Origin of the sequence: Aestuariivivens sp. NBU2969 (genome assembly GCF_019931125.1) — a bacterium.
Classification (GTDB): Bacteria; Bacteroidota; Bacteroidia; order Flavobacteriales; family Flavobacteriaceae; genus Aestuariivivens; species Aestuariivivens marinum.
The window spans coordinates 48,869-67,269 of the sequence record NZ_JAIOUU010000007.1; the positions used below are offsets into that span (position 1 = coordinate 48,869).

Sequence of the window (18,401 nt, forward strand, 5' to 3'; positions counted from 1 at the left end):
TACAATTCTATTAGTTAGTCATTGTAAAATCGACTCAGGTTGTTGTACTTTTGTAATTCAATATTACTACATGACTAAGATTAACGTCATTATTCCTGCTTTTAATGAAGCAGATTCCATTTCCTATGTCATTAGGGATATTCCCAAAAAAGTAGATGAAATTATTGTGGTTAATAATAATTCAACCGATAATACCGAAATTAACGCCAAACAAGCTGGTGCTACCGTGTTAACCGAAAACAGTAAAGGCTATGGCTATGCCTGTTTAAAGGGTATGGAATATGTTTCAAATAAAACAGAAAGACCAGATATTATTGTATTCCTAGATGGTGATTACAGTGATCATCCCGAAGAACTAACCAAAATAGTAGCTCCCATTATAAATAACAACATCGATTTTGTAATAGGGGCACGGGTTAAACGACTACGTGAATCTGGCGCTATGACTGTTCCTCAAATATTGGGCAATTGGCTTGCCACAACTTTAATGAAACTCTTTTTTGGAGCAAGATTCACCGATTTGGGTCCTTTTAGAGCCATTAAATACCATAAGCTTTTGGAATTAAACATGGAAGATAAAACTTATGGTTGGACTATAGAAATGCAATTAAAAGCTTTAAAAAAAAATCTTACATACACCGAAATACCAGTAAATTATAGAAATAGAATTGGTGTTTCAAAAGTTTCTGGTACAATAAAAGGTGCTATATTTGCAGGTGTAAAAATATTGGGTTGGATATTTAAATACAGCTTTAACAAATGATTCTAGAAACAACTGTAATAGTTATATATTCTATTGCGCTTTTGATGATATTTCTATATGCTTTAGCACAGCTTAATTTGTTAATCAATTATTTATCCTCAAAAAAAGCGAAAGTAGATTGTGAAACGTTCGATCTTTCTAACCCAGATGAAACTCCGCATGTAACTATTCAGCTTCCTGTATATAATGAAATGTATGTTATGGAGCGTTTATTGGATAATATAGCAGAAATTGATTATCCCAATGACAAACTTGAAATTCAGGTGCTTGACGATTCCACCGATGAAACAGTTGAATACACTCGTGCACATATTGAAAAACTTCAAGCTACAGGATTAGATATTCAGCATATTACCCGAACCAACAGAATAGGATTTAAAGCAGGCGCCCTGAAAGAAGGCCTTAAAATTGCCAAGGGTGAATTTATAGCTATTTTTGATTCCGATTTTTTACCTAAAAAAGATTGGCTAAGGCAAACCATACCTCATTTTAAGGATAAAAATATTGGTGTAGTGCAGACCCGATGGGGGCACATAAATAGAAACTACTCGATACTTACTAGAATTCAAGCTTTTGCATTAGATGCACATTTTACTTTAGAACAAGTAGGAAGAAACAGTAAAGGACATTTTATAAACTTTAATGGTACAGCAGGTGTTTGGAGAAAAACTTGTATTATAGATGCAGGTAATTGGGAAGGTGATACCTTAACTGAAGATTTGGATTTAAGTTACCGTGCCCAATTAAAAAACTGGAAGTTTAAATATCTTGAAGATGTGCAAACCCCTGCAGAGCTCCCTATAGTTATTAGTGCTGCCCGTTCCCAACAGTTTAGATGGAATAAAGGAGGTGCCGAAAACTTCAGAAAAATGCTTTGGCGGGTTTTAAAAAATCCGAACATTTCGACAAAAACCAAGGTGCACGGCCTACTTCATTTATTAAATAGCACCATGTTTTTAAACATATTCATTGTTGGTGTTTTAAGTATCCCTATGCTATATATAAAGAATGAATACGCTCACCTTAAGCCTTATTTTTTTGCAATGAGCTTTTTTGTAATTAGTACAGTTATATTCTTTATTTGTTATTGGCATATGTACAAAAACATATATGGAAACGGCTTAAAAAATTTTATAGGATATATAGGGATGTTTTTTGTGTTCTTTTCAATAGCCATGGGCTTTTCGCTACACAATTCCATAGCTGTTATAGAAGGTCATTTGGGAAAGAAAAGTGAATTTGTGCGTACTCCAAAATTTAACATAAGTAGGTTTAAAGACAACTGGAAAAACAACAAATATATTAAAGGAGCCATATCTAAGCATGTCGTTTTTGAAGGTTTGCTTATGCTCTATTTTGGTTTTGGAATGTATAGTGCCTTTATTGTTGGCAACCAAGGTGGAGATTTTGGATTGTTCCCTTTTCACCTTATGTTGTTTATAGGTTTTGGTTATGTGTTTTTTAAATCTATAACCTCAAAAGTTTAATCAGGTTTAATACCCTGCAACCTGACCATCTTTTCTGCTTTCTGAAGCACCTCTGTACACCTTGTTCTTGGCATCCCACAAAATAGCTTGATAGCCACCATAATATCCTAACCCATAGCCAACCTTATGCCCTTTAAACATAAGTCCCCTAACCGTTTCATAGGGAATTCCCGATTCTATATGGATCTCGCCTATACCCTCTGCCGCCTCGCCTGTTGGAGAAGACGACCCGCTATGGTCCCAACGTGGTGCATCACCAGCCTCTTGCAGGTTCATCCCAAAATCCACAATATTCATAACAATTTGCGTATGGCCTTGTGGTTGAAAATCGCCTCCCATAACCCCAAAACTTATGAAAGGTTGACCATCTTTAGTAATAAAAGCTGGGATAATGGTATGGAAAGGTCTTTTTTCAGGTTCATAGGTGTTATTATATCCTGGTTTTAAATTAAATAATTCACCACGATTCTGAAGCATAAAACCTAGTTTTGGAGGTGCCATTCCCGAACCCATCCCTCGATAGTTGCTCTGGATAAAAGAAACCATATTACCATATTTATCAGCTGTAGTTAAATAAATAGTCTCTCCCGAACTTATTTTACCAGCTTTATATTTGGAAGCTCTTTCTTTTATAAGTTCCCTTCTCTTAGCGGCATAGTTATCGGAAATTAATGTTTCAACAGGTACTTTAGCAAAATCCGTATCGGCATAGTATTTAGCACGATCTTCAAAAGCTAGCTTTTTGGCTTCGGTAAAAAGGTGCAAATGCTCAGTGCTGCCAAATTCAATTTCCGAAAAATCATAACCTTCTAAAATCTGTAACATTTGCAATGCAGCAATACCTTGTCCATTAGGCGGTAATTCCCAAATATCATAACCTCTATAGTTCACCGAAACGGGTTCGACCCATTCAGATTTGTGTTCAGCTAAATCTTCCATTGACAAAAAGCCACCTTGTGATTTGATAAAATCCGTAATAGTTTTGGCTATGTCTCCCTTATAAAATGCATCCCTTCCTCCATCGGCTATTTTTTTATAAGTATTGGCTAAATAGGAATTTTTAAATAATTCCCCTTCTTTAGGAATGTTACCATCCCGTAGATAGTTATCTTCTATATTAGGGAATCCTTTTTCCAAATATTTCGAAATACCTATATTGAAATAAAAGGCTATAAGTTCTGTGAGCGGAAAACCATTTTGAGCATAATTAATAGCCGGTTCCAAAATGGTAGTCATTGGCAACGAACCAAATTTATTATGTAAAGTAAACCAACCATCTACAGTACCTGGCACACTAATCGGCAAAGGCCCATAAGAAGGTATTGTACTTAGTCCTTTTTCCTTAAAATAGTTCAAAGTTAACCCTTTTGGCGAACGACCGCTGGCATTAAGACCATATAATCTTTGGGTTTTGCCATCCCAAAGAATCACAAATAAATCACCTCCAATACCACAACCCGTTGGCTCCATTAAACCTAAAGCTGCATTAGCTGCAATAGCTGCATCTATAGCATTACCACCTCGTTTTAAAATATCTAAGCCTACTTGTGTTGCTAATGGATGACTTGTCGCAACCATACCATTTTGAGCTATGACTTCAGATCTGGTTGCAAAAAGTTCACCTGTTACGCGATCTTGAGCCTGACCATTAAATATTGAAATAACGAAGACGTTTAATAGAATAATTTTAAACTTCATATGGATTTTTTTAGTTGATTTTCAGAAACCTAACGAAGTTAACAGATTAAATTAAGAATATCAAGTAAGTGTTTTAAAAGAAAAACAATTGACAAATCATTTATATTTGGTATATGCAATTATCTTCAGGTGTTTTAAAGTTGAACAAACTTTTAGTAATATTAATTTTAAGTAACCTATTAATTTATTACTTATTCGCTTACCATTTGGTACGCACCGATTATTTGCTTTTGCTTTGTCTTTACTTTAGTTTGTTCACCCTATTTTATAGGTCCATTATTAGTTTTAAGAATAATACAGAAGCATTAACCTATATTGCTTTTAGTTTTCGGGCCATCTTTATACTAGCCATTCCCAATTTATCTCAGGATTTTTATCGTTTTATTTGGGATGGCAGAATGATTTTAGAGGGGTTCAATCCTTATTTATATACACCTGAGTCATTTGTCAGTCAAGGTAAATTTCCTATCGCCGAAGCTCAAGAATTATTTAATGGTATGGGGGTGTTAAATGCTAGTCATTTTACCAATTACCCACCTTTAAACCAATTATGCTTTGCCATTGCTGCTCTATTTACTAATAAAAGTCTTTTGGGATCGGTAGTGTTGATGCGACTGCTTGTTATTGTTGCCGATTTTGGAACGTTACATTTTGGAAAAAAACTATTGAAAAAACTTAAATTACCCATGCATGCTATTTTTTGGTATGTTTTAAATCCGTTCATCATTATAGAATTCACTGGAAACTTACATTTTGAAGGCGTTATGATTTTCTTTTTGGTGTGGAGTCTATACTTAATGCACATGGGTAAATGGCCATGGGCTGCCATAGTTTTGGCATTTTCCATTTCAGTGAAATTAATCCCCTTAATCTTTTTGCCTTTATTTTTTCAGTGGTTCGCTTCGAGTAGCCTTAGCAACTGTACTTCTACAACCCCAGTAAATGTTTCCACCAATTACGGGAGAGATTCTTCGCTATTGCTCAGAATGACAAGACTTATTTCATTTTATGCCATTGTAATCAGTGTTGTCCTATTACTCTTTACACCTTTTTATTCTTCTGAATTTATTAATAATTACACCGAAACCATAGCTTTATGGTTTAATAATTTTGAGTTCAACGGTAGTTTATATTATATCGCTAGGGAAATTGGTTATTGCTTTAGGGGATATAACGAGATTGCAATAATAGGAAAAACGATTCCATACCTCATCTTACTTTTTGTTTTGTTATTGACATTTTTCAGAAAAAACAAAACAACCCAACAACTCATTACAGCCATGTTATTGGTCCTGTCGTTTTATTACTTTACAGCTACAACAGTTCACCCTTGGTACATTTCAACACTTTTAATTTTGTCTGTATTTACTCACTATAAATATCCTTTAGTATGGAGTTTCATTATCATACTAAGCTATTTGGCTTACTTAAATACTAACAAGGCTGATAAGTCTGAAAATTTATGGATAATAGCCTTAGAATACCTTATTGTTTATGGCGTTTTTATATGGGAAATATTTATAAAAAACTTCCAAAAACGGAAGTCTAAATCCATCCTTAAATTAGATTAACCAACTTGGAAATAAACAAATCAATCACTTCAATAATAATTAATATAATTATAATCCATTCTAGTTTACTACTCTCTTTATGGTCCATAATATCCTTAAAGAGTTCTAAGTTCTCTTTAATAATTTCTATACGATCGTGAATTAATCGGTACCTATCCTTTAAATCAAAAGATTGCTTTAAATCTAGATTAAGCTTGCTAAGTTGTTCTCTTTCCCACGTGATTTCGGGAGAATCGAAAATATACAAGTTCTCCGAAATCTTATTTTTTATGTTTAAAATCTTGCCTATAAATCTTTTTAACTTGTTTCCAGAAATATCCAGCTTTCCTCTTTGTTCAAGATACAAGGTGTGTTTATTAGTTTCGACAAGCAGTTCTTCGGTTATTTCAGAATACCTATCCAGTGCTACTGATTGTGAAGTATTTAGCATCACCAAACGAATCATTTCTTCATCAAAATTAGGAAGCACAACTCTATCAAATTCTACTTTTAGAGTATTAGGTTCTATAGCAACTGTCACAGAATCTGACAATTTTTGTTTAAAATAATTAACACTTAGTGGCTGTATGTAACGCAAGGTCATTTTTATTTCAGCTTTGGACATGTTGAAAAAACTCACTATACCATACTGAAATATATATACAAATTTCTCTGGTGTAGTGGAAAAATAAAGCTCGTCGCTATCATGAAACAACAATTGCCAAGGTAACTGTTGCCTACTGTATTTGATATTGATGGCACTAGCAACCTGATAAGCAACTACAGCGTACATTTAAAAAGTAAATACGTCGTTTGAATCTTTAAAACTTTTAAATTCCAACATATAATCATTAGGGTCTTTTACGAAAAAAGAATAGTGCTCACCCGCTTTGTCTTTTAAAAAAACAGACCCGGTTACCAGATCCAATTGTAATTCCCTAAACTTGTCATAAACATTTTTCCATGTTGTATGGTCCAAAATAATCCCAAAATGGAAGGACGGCAATATCTTCCCTTCGAACACATAGTTTGGGCAATTAAAATTAAATTTTCCAGCTTTAATGAACGTTATTTGGTGGCTATAAAAATTGACATCAACCCAACTTAGTGTGCTTCTACCAAATGTAGCTCCAATACTCGTGTAAAATTGCTTTGTCTCCTTGACACTCTGGCAAGGCAGTGACATGTGAAATGAGGTTTGCATAGGCTATAATTTAAAAGTGAATTATAGAGGTTTTAAACTTTCAACTCTGTAAATAACATCATCTCCATCTTCATCTTCCACAAAGGTTATCCTAAATTCCTTGTCGATTAAACTTTTATCGTTTTTTAAATCGAATTGTTTTAATACGCGAGGATGCACTTCCTCAAAGGCCAATTCGTCACCGTTATCAAACCAAAATGTATAATAGCCTTTTTTATACGCTTTAAAAGTAGCTGTCCTCATTGCCCTTCTACTGTGTTAATCGTTATCATCGTCTGCTTCTTCATCACTTACATCAGGATCCTGAACCGCTTCTGGATCATCATTGTCAAAATCTTCATAATCATCTTCATCATAATTTTCCATAGTTATGGCCAGTTTTTTACTAACTTTCACTAAGTACTTGGTGTCTGATGTGGTAACTTCAACAGCTTCAATAATTTCGTTATGCTGATTTTTAAATGATATAATTTGATCGTCATCGTAACCATCGGGATACTTTTCTACCAATAAGGCCAATATCTCAGGTGTTAACTTTTTAAAGTCTACAATGACACGTTTTAAATTATCATTTCTGTTTTTCATATAAATCTTTTTTATGGTTGGTTTGGTTTATTGACCCAAAAGATATGCAAAAATTAAAGGCGCCACAATTGTTGCATCACTTTCAATAATAAATTTTGGCGTATCGATATCTAGCTTACCCCAAGTTATTTTTTCGTTAGGTACGGCTCCTGAATAAGATCCATAGCTGGTAGTAGAATCACTTATCTGGCAAAAATAACTCCAGAATGGGGTATTTGTACGTTCCATATCCTGATATAGCATTGGCACTACACAAATAGGAAAATCGCCTGCTATTCCACCTCCTATTTGGAAGAAACCAATACCATTTTCAGAGTTATCGGTGTACCAATCTGCTAAAAAAGTCATATATTCTATCCCCGATTTCATGGTACTGGCTTTCAACTCACCTTTAAGTACATAACTTGCAAAAATATTGCCCATTGTACTATCTTCCCATCCCGGACAGATAATAGGCAAGTTCTTTTCGGCAGCGGCATACATCCAAGAATCTTTTAAATCGATTTCATAGAATTCTTCTAGAACCCCAGACAATAGCATTTTATACATAAACTCATGTGGCAAATAGCGCTCGCCTTTATCGTCGGCATCCTTCCAAATTTTAAAAATGTGCTTTTGCAAACGTCTAAACGCCTCTTCTTCTGGGATACAGGTATCGGTAACCCTATTCAATCCTTTTTCCAGCAAGTCCCATTCTTCTTTTGGCGTCAAATCGCGATAATTTGGAACACGTTTGTAATGCGAATGGGCAACTAAGTTCATAATATCTTCTTCTAAGTTAGCTCCAGTACAAGATATAATCTGCACTTTATCCTGACGTATTATTTCTGCCAAACTCTTCCCTAACTCTGCCGTACTCATAGCCCCTGCTAAAGAGATGAGCATTTTAGCACCATTATCTAATTGAGCTTCGTAGCCCTTTGCAGCATCCACTAAAGCAGCAGCATTAAAGTGCAAATAATGTTTTTCTATAAATTGGGATATTGGCCCTTTAGTATTCATCATCGTCATTAAATTTATTTACATTACTTTTTTGTTTCGATACATCGTAAGTATTATCGTAATCGTCATCGATGGCTTCGTTCATAAATTTATAACTTAACATCTTATAATACAATTTCGCTGCCAAAAAGTCGGATGATTTTTCTTTTGAATTCGGACACAACTCAACGATATCAAAGCCTACAACATTTTTTTCTACAAACACTTGCTTTAAAAAGTCTAAGGTTTCGTACCAAAATAGACCACCAGGTTCTGGCGTTCCCGTACTTGGCATTATAGATGGGTCTAAAGCATCTAAATCGAAAGTGATGAATACATTATCGGTCATTTGATCAATAGCCGAGTCCATCCACGTATCGTCAACAGCCATTTCATGTGCAAAATAAGTTTTATCGGTATCTATGACGGTTGTTTCCATAATATCCATAGAACGAATACCCACCTGAATTAGATTAGTGGTCTGACTAGCTTCATATACGGCACAAGCATGGTTACAGGATGTGCCTTCGTAACTTTTACGTAAATCTGCATGGGCATCGATATGTAATACCGTCAAACTGGGAAACATTTCATTAAAAGCTCTTATAGTGCCTATGGATATAGAGTGTTCACCACCAAAAATCGTTACGAATTTGTTTTTCTTAATAAATTGCTTGGTTACTTTATGCACAGCATCGACCATGGCTTCCGGTGAACTGTTTTCGGTAATAGCATCAGCTAAATACACGCCTTGCTGGTATACTTCGGTATCCGTTTCAATATCATAGAGCTCCATATTAGCTGAAGCATCCAAAAAGGCCTGAGGCCCTTTATCGGCACCCTTTTGCCAGGTACTTGTACCATCGTAAGGCACAGGAATCAATACAATTTTTGCTTGTTCTAATTTTGCAAATTCTTCTGGAATTCCAGCATAGGTATTAGTTGTCATAACCTAAAATTTTAAGTAAGTCTTCACTTCTTTGTTGTTCACTAAATAATTCTGTTGTAATGTTTCCGTCTACATCACGGTCAATTAAAATATGCTTTGGTGAAGGAATCAAACAGTGTTGTAATCCGCCAAAACCACCAATAGTTTCCTGATAAGCTCCAGTATTGAAAAAACCTATATATAACGGTTTTTCTTTATTATATTTAGGCAAATAAATAGCGTTCATATGTTGTTCACTATTGTAATAATCATCGCTGTCGCAAGTCAAACCACCCAATAGTACACGCTCGTAGGTATCATTCCAACGGTTAACAGGCAACATGATAAACCGTTTGTTTATTGCCCAAGTATCTGGTAACGTGGTAATGAATGAGGAATTGATCATGTTCCACTTCTCTCGGTCATTTTGTTGTTTTTGGTACAATACTTCGTAAATGGCACCTCCACTTTCACCAACGGTAAAGCTACCAAACTCAGTAAAAATATGGGGCACTTTTACCCCTTCTTCATCGCAGGCCAGTTTTATTTGATTGATAATTTCATCGACCATATACTCATAGTCAAAATCGAAGGCCAACGAGTTTTTAATAGGAAACCCACCACCTATGTTTAAACTATCCAACGATGGACAAATCTTCTTTAAACTCGTGTATACCTTCAAACATTTTGAAAGCTCATTCCAATAATAGGCATTGTCCCTAATACCTGTATTGATAAAAAAGTGCAGCATTTTAAGCCTTACCTTTTTATTCCCTTTAATCTGATTTTTATAAAACGGCACTATATTTTTATAGCCTATGCCCAAACGTGAGGTATAAAACTCGAACTTGGGCTCTTCTTCTGAAGCAATTCGGATTCCAATGTTGAATTTCCCTTCTATCTCTTCGGAAAGCAAATCTATTTCTTCATAATTATCGATAATGGGAATACAGTTATTATGTCCATTATTTATTAACCTCGCAATATTGGTAATATATTGTGAACGTTTAAACCCATTACTCAACACATAGGTTTCATCGGTTATCTTACCTTCCTTTTTTAAACTTTCCACAATATCGATATCAAAAGCTGAAGAAGTTTCAATATGGATATCATTTTTTAAGGCTTCGTTCAGGACATGTTTAAAATGGGAACTTTTGGTACAATAACAATAACTGTATTTACCTCGGTACTTATTGTTTTTCATAGCCTTGTTGAACCAGCTTTTGGCTTTTTGTATGTTTGCCGAAATCTGTGGTAAATAGGTGAACTTTAATGGCGAACCATAGGTTTCTACCAATTCCATTAAATCGATACCATGAAATTGAAGTGTCTTATCTTCAAGTGTAAATTCCTCTTGCGGAAAATCAAAAGTTTGATTGATTAAATCAATGTATTTCGTATTCATCTATTTTTTAAAAATTTTAACATGGAAAATGTGTATAAACCACACGTTAATCGAATAAAAATAAATGGTATCAAATACGGATTTGACTTTGTGTTGTAGGCACAAAATCGTAGTGATGTTGGCTAGCACCTATTGCAGTCACGGAAGTTAGCTTTAAAATTCGGTTGCTTAATCTGTAAGCTGCTTTTGAATATGACTTCCTAATTTTCAAAAGCCCGAACGTAAAAACAGGTTTCAATTTGTTCAGCTAAATACAGTACAAATGAAATATAAAAAATTTAATTAAATCCGTTTTTTTTTATTTTTTTTAAATTTTTTTCACCCTTGATTTACAGCATCTTAAGATTATTAAGCTCTTGTTGGGTTAAATGCTTCCAATGCCCTCTTGGAATATCTTTTTTGGTAAGATGTGCTATGGCTACACAATCTATACTTAAAATATTATAGTTAAAATGGTCAAAAATAGTACGTATAATATTGTTTCCTGTGTTCTTAATCTTCAAACCAATTTCTTTTTTACTGGCACCATCGATATAACTAATCTCTTCAACAGCTATTAATTTACCGTCGATCTTAAAACCACTTTGAATCTTTTTTAAGTCTTCCAACTTTAGATTTTTATCTAACTCTATATGAAACAGTCTTGGCACCCCGTGTTTGGAATTGGTAAATTTATTAACAATAACCTCATCATTGGTAAACAATAGTAAGCCTTTGGAATTCCTCCCTAATCTACCAATGGGTTTAATACGCGATGATGTAGCGTTAGCTACCAAATCCATAACTGTCCTCCCTTTACCCTCACTTGTGGTGGTCGCAAAACCTTTTGGTTTATTAAGCAATACATAGGCTTTTTTCTCTGGGTTTATACGGGCTCCATCGTAACGTACCTCATCGTTATGTTTAACTTTATAACCCATTTCAGTTATTACCTTACCATTAATGGTTACCAAACCTGTGGCAATATGCACATCGGCCTCACGGCGCGAACAAATACCCGAATTGGCAATGTATTTATTTAACCGTATTCCGTCTGGGTTCAATGCTTCATTAACTTGCACAGCTTTTTTTACAGGTGCATTGCCCCTAGCATAACTAGTTTTACGATAGGTATTGTGTCCCCTTCCTGAAGGCTTCCCTTTTCCATTACTGCTTTGATGCCTATTCATGGTAATAAAATTTTATGCAAATATATATTTAAAATTACGATAGTGGTTTTTTAATGATGCTTTTATTAAATCCTATTCATCACCACATCTATATTAATCAACACAATGCTAAAAACCCCAACCACAATAATAAATTTAAGCATGTTATGTAGGATGAGATAATGGGTTTTTGTTTGGGATTTCCAAAGCAATCCCAAAAATAAAAGGAGCATTAATACACTTAAATAAAAAAATAAATACATGTAACCCACTTCAAAATAATACAACAGCAAATAAACTGGAATTAATGCTACAACAATTAATATAGTAAGCATAATCTTAGACACTTTTTCTCCATAAACAACAGGAATGGTCTTGTATCCCAATGCTAAATCGCCCTTAATGTTTTCCAAATCTTTGGTAAGCTCACGCATGGAAATCATTAAAAATAAAAAAATGGCATGTACAAAAATAACCGTCTCAAAATTTTTGTAGTACATGAAAATAGCAAAAAAGGGCAAAATTGTTAGAACTGCCGAGGTTAAATTACCTACAAACGGTAACTTTTTCAATTTATGTGAATACAGCCAAATACCAAAAATATAAAGAGAAAAAAATACTACGGCTCTAAATGACACATAACTAGCCATGATAACGGACATAAAATTGAGCACAAAATAAAATGAGAGTTTGGTGTTTTGGCCCACCAATCGATCCAATCGGGACTTAATAGGCTTATTAATTAAATCTTTTTCTGAATCATAAAAATTATTTATTATATAACCCCCAGCTATGGTCGCTGCTGAAGCCAAAACCAACATAAGCAGGTTTAAATCAAAAACCACCTGCTTCAACGGTTTATCATACGCTAAAATGTAAATAGACGTTAAATATTGAGCAATGACTACCACTAAAATATTATAGCCACGAACCACCGAAAACATGCTGAAGAATTTAAGTAAAATATGTTTATGTTTTCTGGATAGCATTTGAGAAAAGGATGAGATTCTGAAACAACACTTCAATAAGCTTAGAATGAAGTTCAGGATTACATATTTAAGATTTAGAAATTATAAACCACTTCCAACCTGTATCCTGAAAGGGCCTGTTTTGCTTTCTCTATATCTTGGGTAAACCCTAAAATATAGCCCCCACCACCAGAGCCACAAAGCTTTAAATAATAATCATTCGTCTCTATTCCATTTTTCCAAAGCTCATGAAACTGCTTAGGAATCATAGGTTTAAAATGATTTAACACCACTTTAGATAGCTTCTTAGTATTATGGAACAAGGATTTAATATCACCTTTCAAGAAATCGTCTACACAAGCATCGGTATGCTTTATAAATTGGTCTTTAAGCATATTACGGAAGCCTTCCTGCTTCATATTCTCCATAAAAATATGTACCATAGGAGCCGTTTCACCTACTGTTCCCGAATCCAATAAAAACACAGCGCCTTTTCCTTCACTCTGCTGTGCTGGAATACCCGTGGCTTCAATATTATCTTTAGAATTGATAAGGATTGGAATACTTAAATAACTATTTAATGGATCCAATCCAGAAGATTTACCATGGAAAAACGATTCCATTACAGAAAAAATAGCTTTTAACTTTAATAGTTTTTCACGGGTTAAGTTTTCCAAAACCGTGATTTTATCAAAAGCATATTTATCGTAAATTGCCGCGACCAAAGCTCCACTACTTCCAACACCATAACCTTGCGGAATAGAAGAATCGAAATACATCCCCGATTTAATATGACCTTGTAGTGCAGTAATGTCGAAAGTTACCAAACTACTATCTATAGTTTCTAAATAAGCAGCAAAATGCTTTAAACAGTCGTTGGATGTTTTAGCGTTTGCAGAAAGGTTTTTTTTTGTCTTTAAAGCACCATTATAAAAGTTATAAGGAATAGACAAACCTTTTGAATCCTTAATGATGCCATACTCACCAAAAAGTAAAATTTTAGAATAAAAAAGAGGACCTTTCATAAACCTTATTTGTTTCAAAAATAATATAAAATATTAAACAATATTAATATTTTTCTATAATTCGTTAGCTCCTAAGCCAATATTATCGCAAATATAGTTTCCATTTTCACAATGTGCAACTAATTCAGTATTAATGAATTTAAGCACATTTCTTGATTCCTTTTCTGGAAACAAAAGGTGCACATTGGCACCGGCATCAAGCGTAAAACATATTTTTGATCCCGTTTCCTTTCTATAACTCCATATTTTATTAATAATTTCCAAGGTATTAGGCTTTATCAAGATAAAATAAGGCTTACTGGTCATCATCATGGCGTGCAAGGTTAGAGCTTCACTTTCAACAATTTTAATAAACATATCTAAATCACCCTGTTCCAAAACCAATTTTAAAGCTGATATATTGTCATGCGCCTGTTTAAATCGTTCTTGTGCAAAAGGATGGTCATGCATCAAGTTATGCCCCAACGTACTGCTCACCTGTTTTTGACCTTTATCGACCAACAGGATAACATCCTGATAATTTTTAAAATTATCGTGAACCTCAAATGGATATTTTATTCCAAACAAATCTGAACTCCCTTCTATTTCCTGATGAGCTCCCCAAACCACTAAAGGCCCTTCCAAACTACGACAAGCACTGCCAGATCCCAATCGGGCAAGGAAAGATGCCTTTTGTGTAAAAAATAGTTCGTTTATTTCGACTTCACTCAATGACTGTTCAACACTCATTAAACACAAGGCCAACGCACTCATTCCTGATGCTGATGATGCAATCCCTGAGCTATGTGGAAAGGTATTTTGTGTCTCTATAATAAAATGGTAGTCCTTTAAAAAAGGTACATAAGCTTCAATACGCTTAAAAAAAGTATCAATCTTGGGCTTAAAAGCATCTTTTTTTTCACCATTCAGAATCACATCAAATGAAAAATTACCGCTATTTTCCCTCTTGGTATAATTCAACTTGGTTATTGTTTTACATGCGCTAAGCGTAAAGCTAATAGAAGGGTTTTCAGGAAGTTGCGGTTCTCGCTTTCCCCAGTATTTTACCAAAGCAATATTGCTAGGAGACGACCAGGTAACACTACCATTATATAAAGTTTTTGAATATGGTTTTGGAATAAAATCTATTAATCTCATCTAATCAGTTTCAATATACAAAGACGCTCTAAAGACAGGTATTTGTCCATGAGCTAATATTTTTGCAAAAGTAAGCAAAATCTAGTGTGCTTTTTCTTTTTCAATAGACATTGCAAATTACTTAGCATGGTTTTATAATTTCTTAATGTTGTATTAACTTTTAGTTTTCGTTCAAAAAAATCATTATTGAATTTTGACCTGCCATAATTTGCCTTTCTATAAAAATAAATACAATCTCCTCCAATGATAAACAATTCATCATTATTAGATAATCCTGGTACCTATGCAACTATTTGACTCGCTGTACAATAACTTAAAATAGACGTGGACTCTCTTTTCTTATGTTTCTTATGAAAACAGACAAATCTAAAAATTCTTTATAATTTTAATCGAGTTATTAACAATACTGGAAACTTTAAAATCAAAATGGCCTTTGATAACATCATGAATTTTCGATTCTAAACCATGAATGTTTTCTTCTATAGTTTGACAAACAACATTTCTACTTTGATATAAGTCTGTATCTTTTGAAATCCAAAGATTGACAAACACTCTCTAAGTTTAGCATAGAAACTTTCTTCTGTCCATTAACATTGATTCCCCGAAGTAATACAATATAAGCACTCATGATAATTTTACATATCCTTATTTGTTATGTGCTTAGCTGCAATATAGGCCCCCGTCCATGCATTCTGAAAGTTAAAGCCTCCCGTAACAGCATCAATATTCAATATTTCTCCAGCAAAATACAGGTTTTCATGAACCCTACTTTCAAAAGTCTTAAAATTAATTTCCTTTAAATCGATGCCTCCAGCAGTTACAAACTCCTCTTTAAAAGTACTTTTCCCTTCAACATTAAAAACAGCTTTAGTAAGTTGAGTCGACAAAAACTCTAATTGGGCTTTGTTAATATCTGCCCAGATCATATCTTCTTTAATAGTAGATGCCAATACTAACTGTTGCCATAACCGTTTAGGAAGATCAAACTGTGCTAACTTGATTATTTTTTTCTTTGCCAAATCATGTTTTACACATTTTAAAACCTTTAAACAATTTTCAAAAGGCTTGCTAACAAAGTTAATTTCAATTTGAAATCGATAATCCATCTTGGCCAATTCCAACGCTCCAAATGCTGATAATTTTAAAATAGCCGGCGCACTTAAACCATTATGGGTAATCAATAATGGTCCTTTTGACTGTAAATTTGTCCCCAAAACTTTTACCTCGACATTATTAGCAACTACACCTGGCATATTCTTAATGCGCTTGTCCTGAACATTAAAGGTAAAAAGGGAAGGCACAGGATTAATAATATTATGTCCCAACCCTTCCAAAATTTTCCACATTTTTATACTACTCCCTGTGGAGATAAGTATTTTTTTTGTAAGAAAATATCCTTTGTCGGTGTTTATAAACCAATTATCATCCTTCTTTTCAATTGATTTTACAATATGTTCATATTTAACTTCCACGTGTAGTTTTCGGGCTTCACGTAGAAAGCAATCAATAATAGTTTGTGAGGAATTGCTCTGTGGAAATATTCTGCCATCATCCTCTACTTTTAGCACAACTCCTTTATTTTCAAACCAAGCTATGGTATCTCCCGTCATAAATTGATGGAACGGCCCCAATAATTCTTTTTGCCCTCTAGGATAATTCATTACTAAATCCTGTGGAATAAATTCTGCGTGTGTAACATTACAACGCCCTCCTCCAGAAATTTTCACCTTTCGCAAGCCTTCTTTGTTACGTTCTAAAATAATGATCTTTAATTGGGGATTGAATTCTGCAATATTAATGGCTGCAAAAAAACCAGCAGCTCCGCCGCCAACAATTATAACATCAATTTTATTCATAACTTTTCCGGATTGTCTGATATAATACCATCAACACCATAATCTTTCATTCGCTTGATGGTTTCTTCGTCATTTACAGTCCATGTAATCACTTTATAACCTTTTGCCTGGGCGAACTTCACATTATCACGGGTTATAAGAGCAAAATTAGGATGTATAGCTACAGCTTTAACTGTTTTGGCAAATTCTATAGCTTCAGCTACATTGGCTTTTGTTAAAACTCCTAATGAAATATCTTTATTCATTTTAAAGACGTCTTCAAGTTCATGATGCTGAAAACTGGACACAATAAAGTTATTATAACTCCAACCTTTAGTTTCAATATAATACTTAATAATATGGCAAGCCTTGGAAGCAGTATACTTTCCCTTTAATTCAATATTTACCAAAAATTTGCTACCAACTAAGTCTAAAACTTCAGTTAATGTTGGTATTTGAAACATACCTTCCACCCTTAGTTGTTTTAATTCATAAAGCGATCGTTTACCAATCTCACCTGTACCATTAGTCATTCTATCTAAAGTAAAATCATGAAACACCACCAACTCACCTGTAGCACAGGCATGCACATCTATTTCTACACCGTCAATACCAAATGCTAAAGCCTTTTGTATAGATTCCAATGTATTTTCGGCCACATAGGCCATGGCTCCCCTGTGTCCCATTTTTAAAATTTTTATGTTCATTTTTTAGCTATAGGACGCATTAACCCTTCTTGTGTAACTGATGCCACCAACATACCATCTCTTGTAAAAATATGTCCTCTTGCAAACCCTCTTCCATTATGTGTACTTGGTGATTCCATAGAAAATAATAGCCAATCCTTAAAATCAAAATCCCTGAAAAACCACATTGAATGGTCCAAACTAGCGGTTTGTGTATTGCCCCAATGCGCTTTACTTGCATGTGGGTTAAGTGCTGAAACCAAAATATTATAGTCTGAAATATAGGTTAAAATTTGCTGTTTAACAGGCAAGTCCAACTGGTTTGGACCACCCTTAAGTCTAAACCAAACATCATTATAAGGAGGCAAATCTTTACGGTTCAAAGGATTTACAATAACCGTTGGTTTAAAATCTATAGGACGTTCAATTTCAAAAAATGTCTTAATGTGCTTGGGCAAAAAATCGTTGTACTGATATAAAATATCCGTCCAACTTAATAAATCCTCCGGCTGTTTTATTCCTGATTTCATTTTTATCTGATGGTTATACCCTTCTTCGCTTTTATGAAACGATGCTGCCAAAATAAAAATAACCTTATCATTTTGGCTAGCGGTTACACGGCGTACGGAAAAGCTACCTCCATCGCGTAAAACGGACACATTATAACGAATGGGGACTTCTAAATCACCTAGTTCCAAAAAATAAGCATGTAAGGAATGTAACACCCTATTATCAGTTATTGTTCTATAAGCAGCATTAATGGCCTGAGCCAATACTTGGCCTCCAAAAACATTAGGGCTGCCAACAGATTTACTAAACCCTAAAAACTCAGTTTCTTTAATTTTGTCTAATATTAAAATATCTAATAAATCTTTTACCGAGGTCATTTTATCATATACTTTCAAACCATAAAGCTATAAAAATCAAAAATTGGCATAGCATATTTTGATAAATAGTTTTAAATTTTATATTGTATTACATATTCTTATGTCTTTCAA

At 34.1% G+C, this 18,401-nt stretch carries 19 protein-coding genes; 3 read left to right on the plus strand and 16 right to left on the minus strand.

Features of this window, described 5'->3' with window-relative positions; translation table 11 throughout:
• Positions 1-70 precede the first annotated feature (70 nt).
• Together K7G79_RS07260 and K7G79_RS07265 are read left to right on the plus strand one after the other, a co-directional pair.
• A complete protein-coding gene (locus K7G79_RS07260) occupies positions 71-763 on the plus strand; it encodes a glycosyltransferase family 2 protein (RefSeq protein ID WP_223550586.1) in 693 nt (230 codons plus the stop codon).
• The gene (locus K7G79_RS07265) at positions 760-2,250 is read left to right on the plus strand and encodes a cellulose synthase family protein (RefSeq protein ID WP_223550588.1); all 1,491 of its coding nucleotides are present in this window, start codon (positions 760-762) and stop codon (positions 2,248-2,250) included. The genes K7G79_RS07260 and K7G79_RS07265 overlap by 4 nt, the downstream gene beginning before the upstream one ends.
• Before the next feature lie 6 nt (positions 2,251-2,256).
• Here K7G79_RS07265 and ggt read toward each other — a convergent pair whose 3' ends face one another.
• Complete coding sequence (gene ggt, locus K7G79_RS07270; protein ID WP_223550590.1) at positions 2,257-3,948, minus strand: gamma-glutamyltransferase; 1,692 nt, start codon at positions 3,946-3,948, stop codon at positions 2,257-2,259.
• Between the two features lie 113 nt (positions 3,949-4,061).
• On the opposite strand from ggt, the gene K7G79_RS07275 reads away from it, so the two are divergent.
• Positions 4,062-5,519 (plus strand): mannosyltransferase, encoded by a 1,458-nt coding sequence (locus tag K7G79_RS07275; protein WP_223550592.1) that lies wholly within the window; start codon positions 4,062-4,064, stop codon positions 5,517-5,519.
• Here the strand turns inward: K7G79_RS07275 and K7G79_RS07280 are convergent.
• The 15 genes from K7G79_RS07280 to K7G79_RS07350 all read right to left on the minus strand — a co-directional run bounded on the left by K7G79_RS07280 (position 5,506) and on the right by K7G79_RS07350 (position 18,290).
• The gene (locus K7G79_RS07280) at positions 5,506-6,291 is read right to left on the minus strand and encodes an RMD1 family protein (RefSeq protein WP_223550593.1); all 786 of its coding nucleotides are present in this window, start codon (positions 6,289-6,291) and stop codon (positions 5,506-5,508) included. The genes K7G79_RS07275 and K7G79_RS07280 overlap by 14 nt on opposite strands.
• Positions 6,292-6,702, minus strand: coding sequence for a VOC family protein (locus tag K7G79_RS07285; protein WP_223550595.1), 411 nt, complete (start codon positions 6,700-6,702; stop codon positions 6,292-6,294).
• Between the two features lie 21 nt (positions 6,703-6,723).
• The gene (locus K7G79_RS07290) at positions 6,724-6,945 is read right to left on the minus strand and encodes a hypothetical protein (RefSeq protein WP_223550596.1); all 222 of its coding nucleotides are present in this window, start codon (positions 6,943-6,945) and stop codon (positions 6,724-6,726) included.
• Between the two features lie 15 nt (positions 6,946-6,960).
• Complete coding sequence (locus K7G79_RS07295) at positions 6,961-7,287, minus strand: hypothetical protein (protein WP_223550598.1); 327 nt, start codon at positions 7,285-7,287, stop codon at positions 6,961-6,963.
• A gap of 27 nt (positions 7,288-7,314) precedes the next feature.
• Positions 7,315-8,289, minus strand: coding sequence for a deoxyhypusine synthase family protein (locus tag K7G79_RS07300; RefSeq protein WP_223550692.1), 975 nt, complete (start codon positions 8,287-8,289; stop codon positions 7,315-7,317).
• Complete coding sequence (gene speB / locus K7G79_RS07305; RefSeq protein ID WP_223550600.1) at positions 8,279-9,217, minus strand: agmatinase; 939 nt, start codon at positions 9,215-9,217, stop codon at positions 8,279-8,281. Before speB ends, K7G79_RS07300 begins: the two co-directional genes overlap by 11 nt.
• The gene (locus tag K7G79_RS07310) at positions 9,207-10,604 is read right to left on the minus strand and encodes an arginine decarboxylase (RefSeq protein ID WP_223550602.1); all 1,398 of its coding nucleotides are present in this window, start codon (positions 10,602-10,604) and stop codon (positions 9,207-9,209) included. The genes speB and K7G79_RS07310 overlap by 11 nt, the downstream gene beginning before the upstream one ends.
• Positions 10,605-10,933: 329 nt before the next feature.
• Positions 10,934-11,773 (minus strand): pseudouridine synthase, encoded by an 840-nt coding sequence (locus tag K7G79_RS07315; protein ID WP_223550604.1) that lies wholly within the window; start codon positions 11,771-11,773, stop codon positions 10,934-10,936.
• A 65-nt stretch (positions 11,774-11,838) separates the two neighbouring features.
• The gene (locus K7G79_RS07320) at positions 11,839-12,741 is read right to left on the minus strand and encodes a geranylgeranylglycerol-phosphate geranylgeranyltransferase (RefSeq protein ID WP_223550605.1); all 903 of its coding nucleotides are present in this window, start codon (positions 12,739-12,741) and stop codon (positions 11,839-11,841) included.
• Positions 12,742-12,815: 74 nt separating this feature from the next.
• The gene (locus K7G79_RS07325; protein ID WP_223550607.1) at positions 12,816-13,745 is read right to left on the minus strand and encodes a mevalonate kinase; all 930 of its coding nucleotides are present in this window, start codon (positions 13,743-13,745) and stop codon (positions 12,816-12,818) included.
• Between the two features lie 54 nt (positions 13,746-13,799).
• Positions 13,800-14,882 (minus strand): diphosphomevalonate/mevalonate 3,5-bisphosphate decarboxylase family protein, encoded by a 1,083-nt coding sequence (locus tag K7G79_RS07330; protein WP_223550609.1) that lies wholly within the window; start codon positions 14,880-14,882, stop codon positions 13,800-13,802.
• Positions 14,883-15,384: 502 nt separating this feature from the next.
• Positions 15,385-15,510 (minus strand): DUF1697 domain-containing protein, encoded by a 126-nt coding sequence (locus tag K7G79_RS14790; RefSeq protein ID WP_223550611.1) that lies wholly within the window; start codon positions 15,508-15,510, stop codon positions 15,385-15,387.
• Positions 15,511-15,517: 7 nt separating this feature from the next.
• The gene (locus K7G79_RS07340) at positions 15,518-16,738 is read right to left on the minus strand and encodes an NAD(P)/FAD-dependent oxidoreductase (protein WP_223550613.1); all 1,221 of its coding nucleotides are present in this window, start codon (positions 16,736-16,738) and stop codon (positions 15,518-15,520) included.
• Complete coding sequence (locus K7G79_RS07345; protein ID WP_223550614.1) at positions 16,735-17,424, minus strand: glycerophosphodiester phosphodiesterase family protein; 690 nt, start codon at positions 17,422-17,424, stop codon at positions 16,735-16,737. The genes K7G79_RS07340 and K7G79_RS07345 overlap by 4 nt, the downstream gene beginning before the upstream one ends.
• Positions 17,421-18,290: an acyl-CoA thioesterase II gene (locus tag K7G79_RS07350; protein ID WP_223550616.1), complete on the minus strand. Its 870-nt coding sequence runs from the start codon at positions 18,288-18,290 to the stop codon at positions 17,421-17,423. The genes K7G79_RS07345 and K7G79_RS07350 overlap by 4 nt, the downstream gene beginning before the upstream one ends.
• Positions 18,291-18,401: the final 111 nt, after the last annotated feature.

Excerpts from the sequence above, each read along its gene's own strand:
- K7G79_RS07295 (WP_223550598.1), bottom strand. The coding sequence starts at position 7,287 with ATGAAAAACAGAAATGATAATTTAAAACGTGTCATTGTAGACTTTAAA.
- speB (WP_223550600.1), bottom strand. The coding sequence starts at position 9,217 with ATGACAACTAATACCTATGCTGGAATTCCAGAAGAATTTGCAAAATTA.
- K7G79_RS07315 (WP_223550604.1), bottom strand. The coding sequence starts at position 11,773 with ATGAATAGGCATCAAAGCAGTAATGGAAAAGGGAAGCCTTCAGGAAGG.
- K7G79_RS07330 (WP_223550609.1), bottom strand. The coding sequence starts at position 14,882 with ATGAGATTAATAGATTTTATTCCAAAACCATATTCAAAAACTTTATAT.
- K7G79_RS07300 (WP_223550692.1), bottom strand. The coding sequence starts at position 8,289 with ATGAATACTAAAGGGCCAATATCCCAATTTATAGAAAAACATTATTTG.
- K7G79_RS07285 (WP_223550595.1), bottom strand. The coding sequence starts at position 6,702 with ATGCAAACCTCATTTCACATGTCACTGCCTTGCCAGAGTGTCAAGGAG.
- K7G79_RS07265 (WP_223550588.1), top strand. The coding sequence starts at position 760 with ATGATTCTAGAAACAACTGTAATAGTTATATATTCTATTGCGCTTTTG.
- K7G79_RS07345 (WP_223550614.1), bottom strand. The coding sequence starts at position 17,424 with ATGAACATAAAAATTTTAAAAATGGGACACAGGGGAGCCATGGCCTAT.
- ggt (WP_223550590.1), bottom strand. The coding sequence starts at position 3,948 with ATGAAGTTTAAAATTATTCTATTAAACGTCTTCGTTATTTCAATATTT.
- K7G79_RS07280 (WP_223550593.1), bottom strand. The coding sequence starts at position 6,291 with ATGTACGCTGTAGTTGCTTATCAGGTTGCTAGTGCCATCAATATCAAA.
- K7G79_RS07350 (WP_223550616.1), bottom strand. The coding sequence starts at position 18,290 with ATGACCTCGGTAAAAGATTTATTAGATATTTTAATATTAGACAAAATT.
- K7G79_RS07325 (WP_223550607.1), bottom strand. The coding sequence starts at position 13,745 with ATGAAAGGTCCTCTTTTTTATTCTAAAATTTTACTTTTTGGTGAGTAT.
- K7G79_RS07320 (WP_223550605.1), bottom strand. The coding sequence starts at position 12,741 with ATGCTATCCAGAAAACATAAACATATTTTACTTAAATTCTTCAGCATG.
- K7G79_RS14790 (WP_223550611.1), bottom strand. The coding sequence starts at position 15,510 with ATGAGTGCTTATATTGTATTACTTCGGGGAATCAATGTTAATGGACAG.
- K7G79_RS07290 (WP_223550596.1), bottom strand. The coding sequence starts at position 6,945 with ATGAGGACAGCTACTTTTAAAGCGTATAAAAAAGGCTATTATACATTT.
- K7G79_RS07310 (WP_223550602.1), bottom strand. The coding sequence starts at position 10,604 with ATGAATACGAAATACATTGATTTAATCAATCAAACTTTTGATTTTCCG.
- K7G79_RS07340 (WP_223550613.1), bottom strand. The coding sequence starts at position 16,738 with ATGAATAAAATTGATGTTATAATTGTTGGCGGCGGAGCTGCTGGTTTT.
- K7G79_RS07275 (WP_223550592.1), top strand. The coding sequence starts at position 4,062 with ATGCAATTATCTTCAGGTGTTTTAAAGTTGAACAAACTTTTAGTAATA.
- K7G79_RS07260 (WP_223550586.1), top strand. The coding sequence starts at position 71 with ATGACTAAGATTAACGTCATTATTCCTGCTTTTAATGAAGCAGATTCC.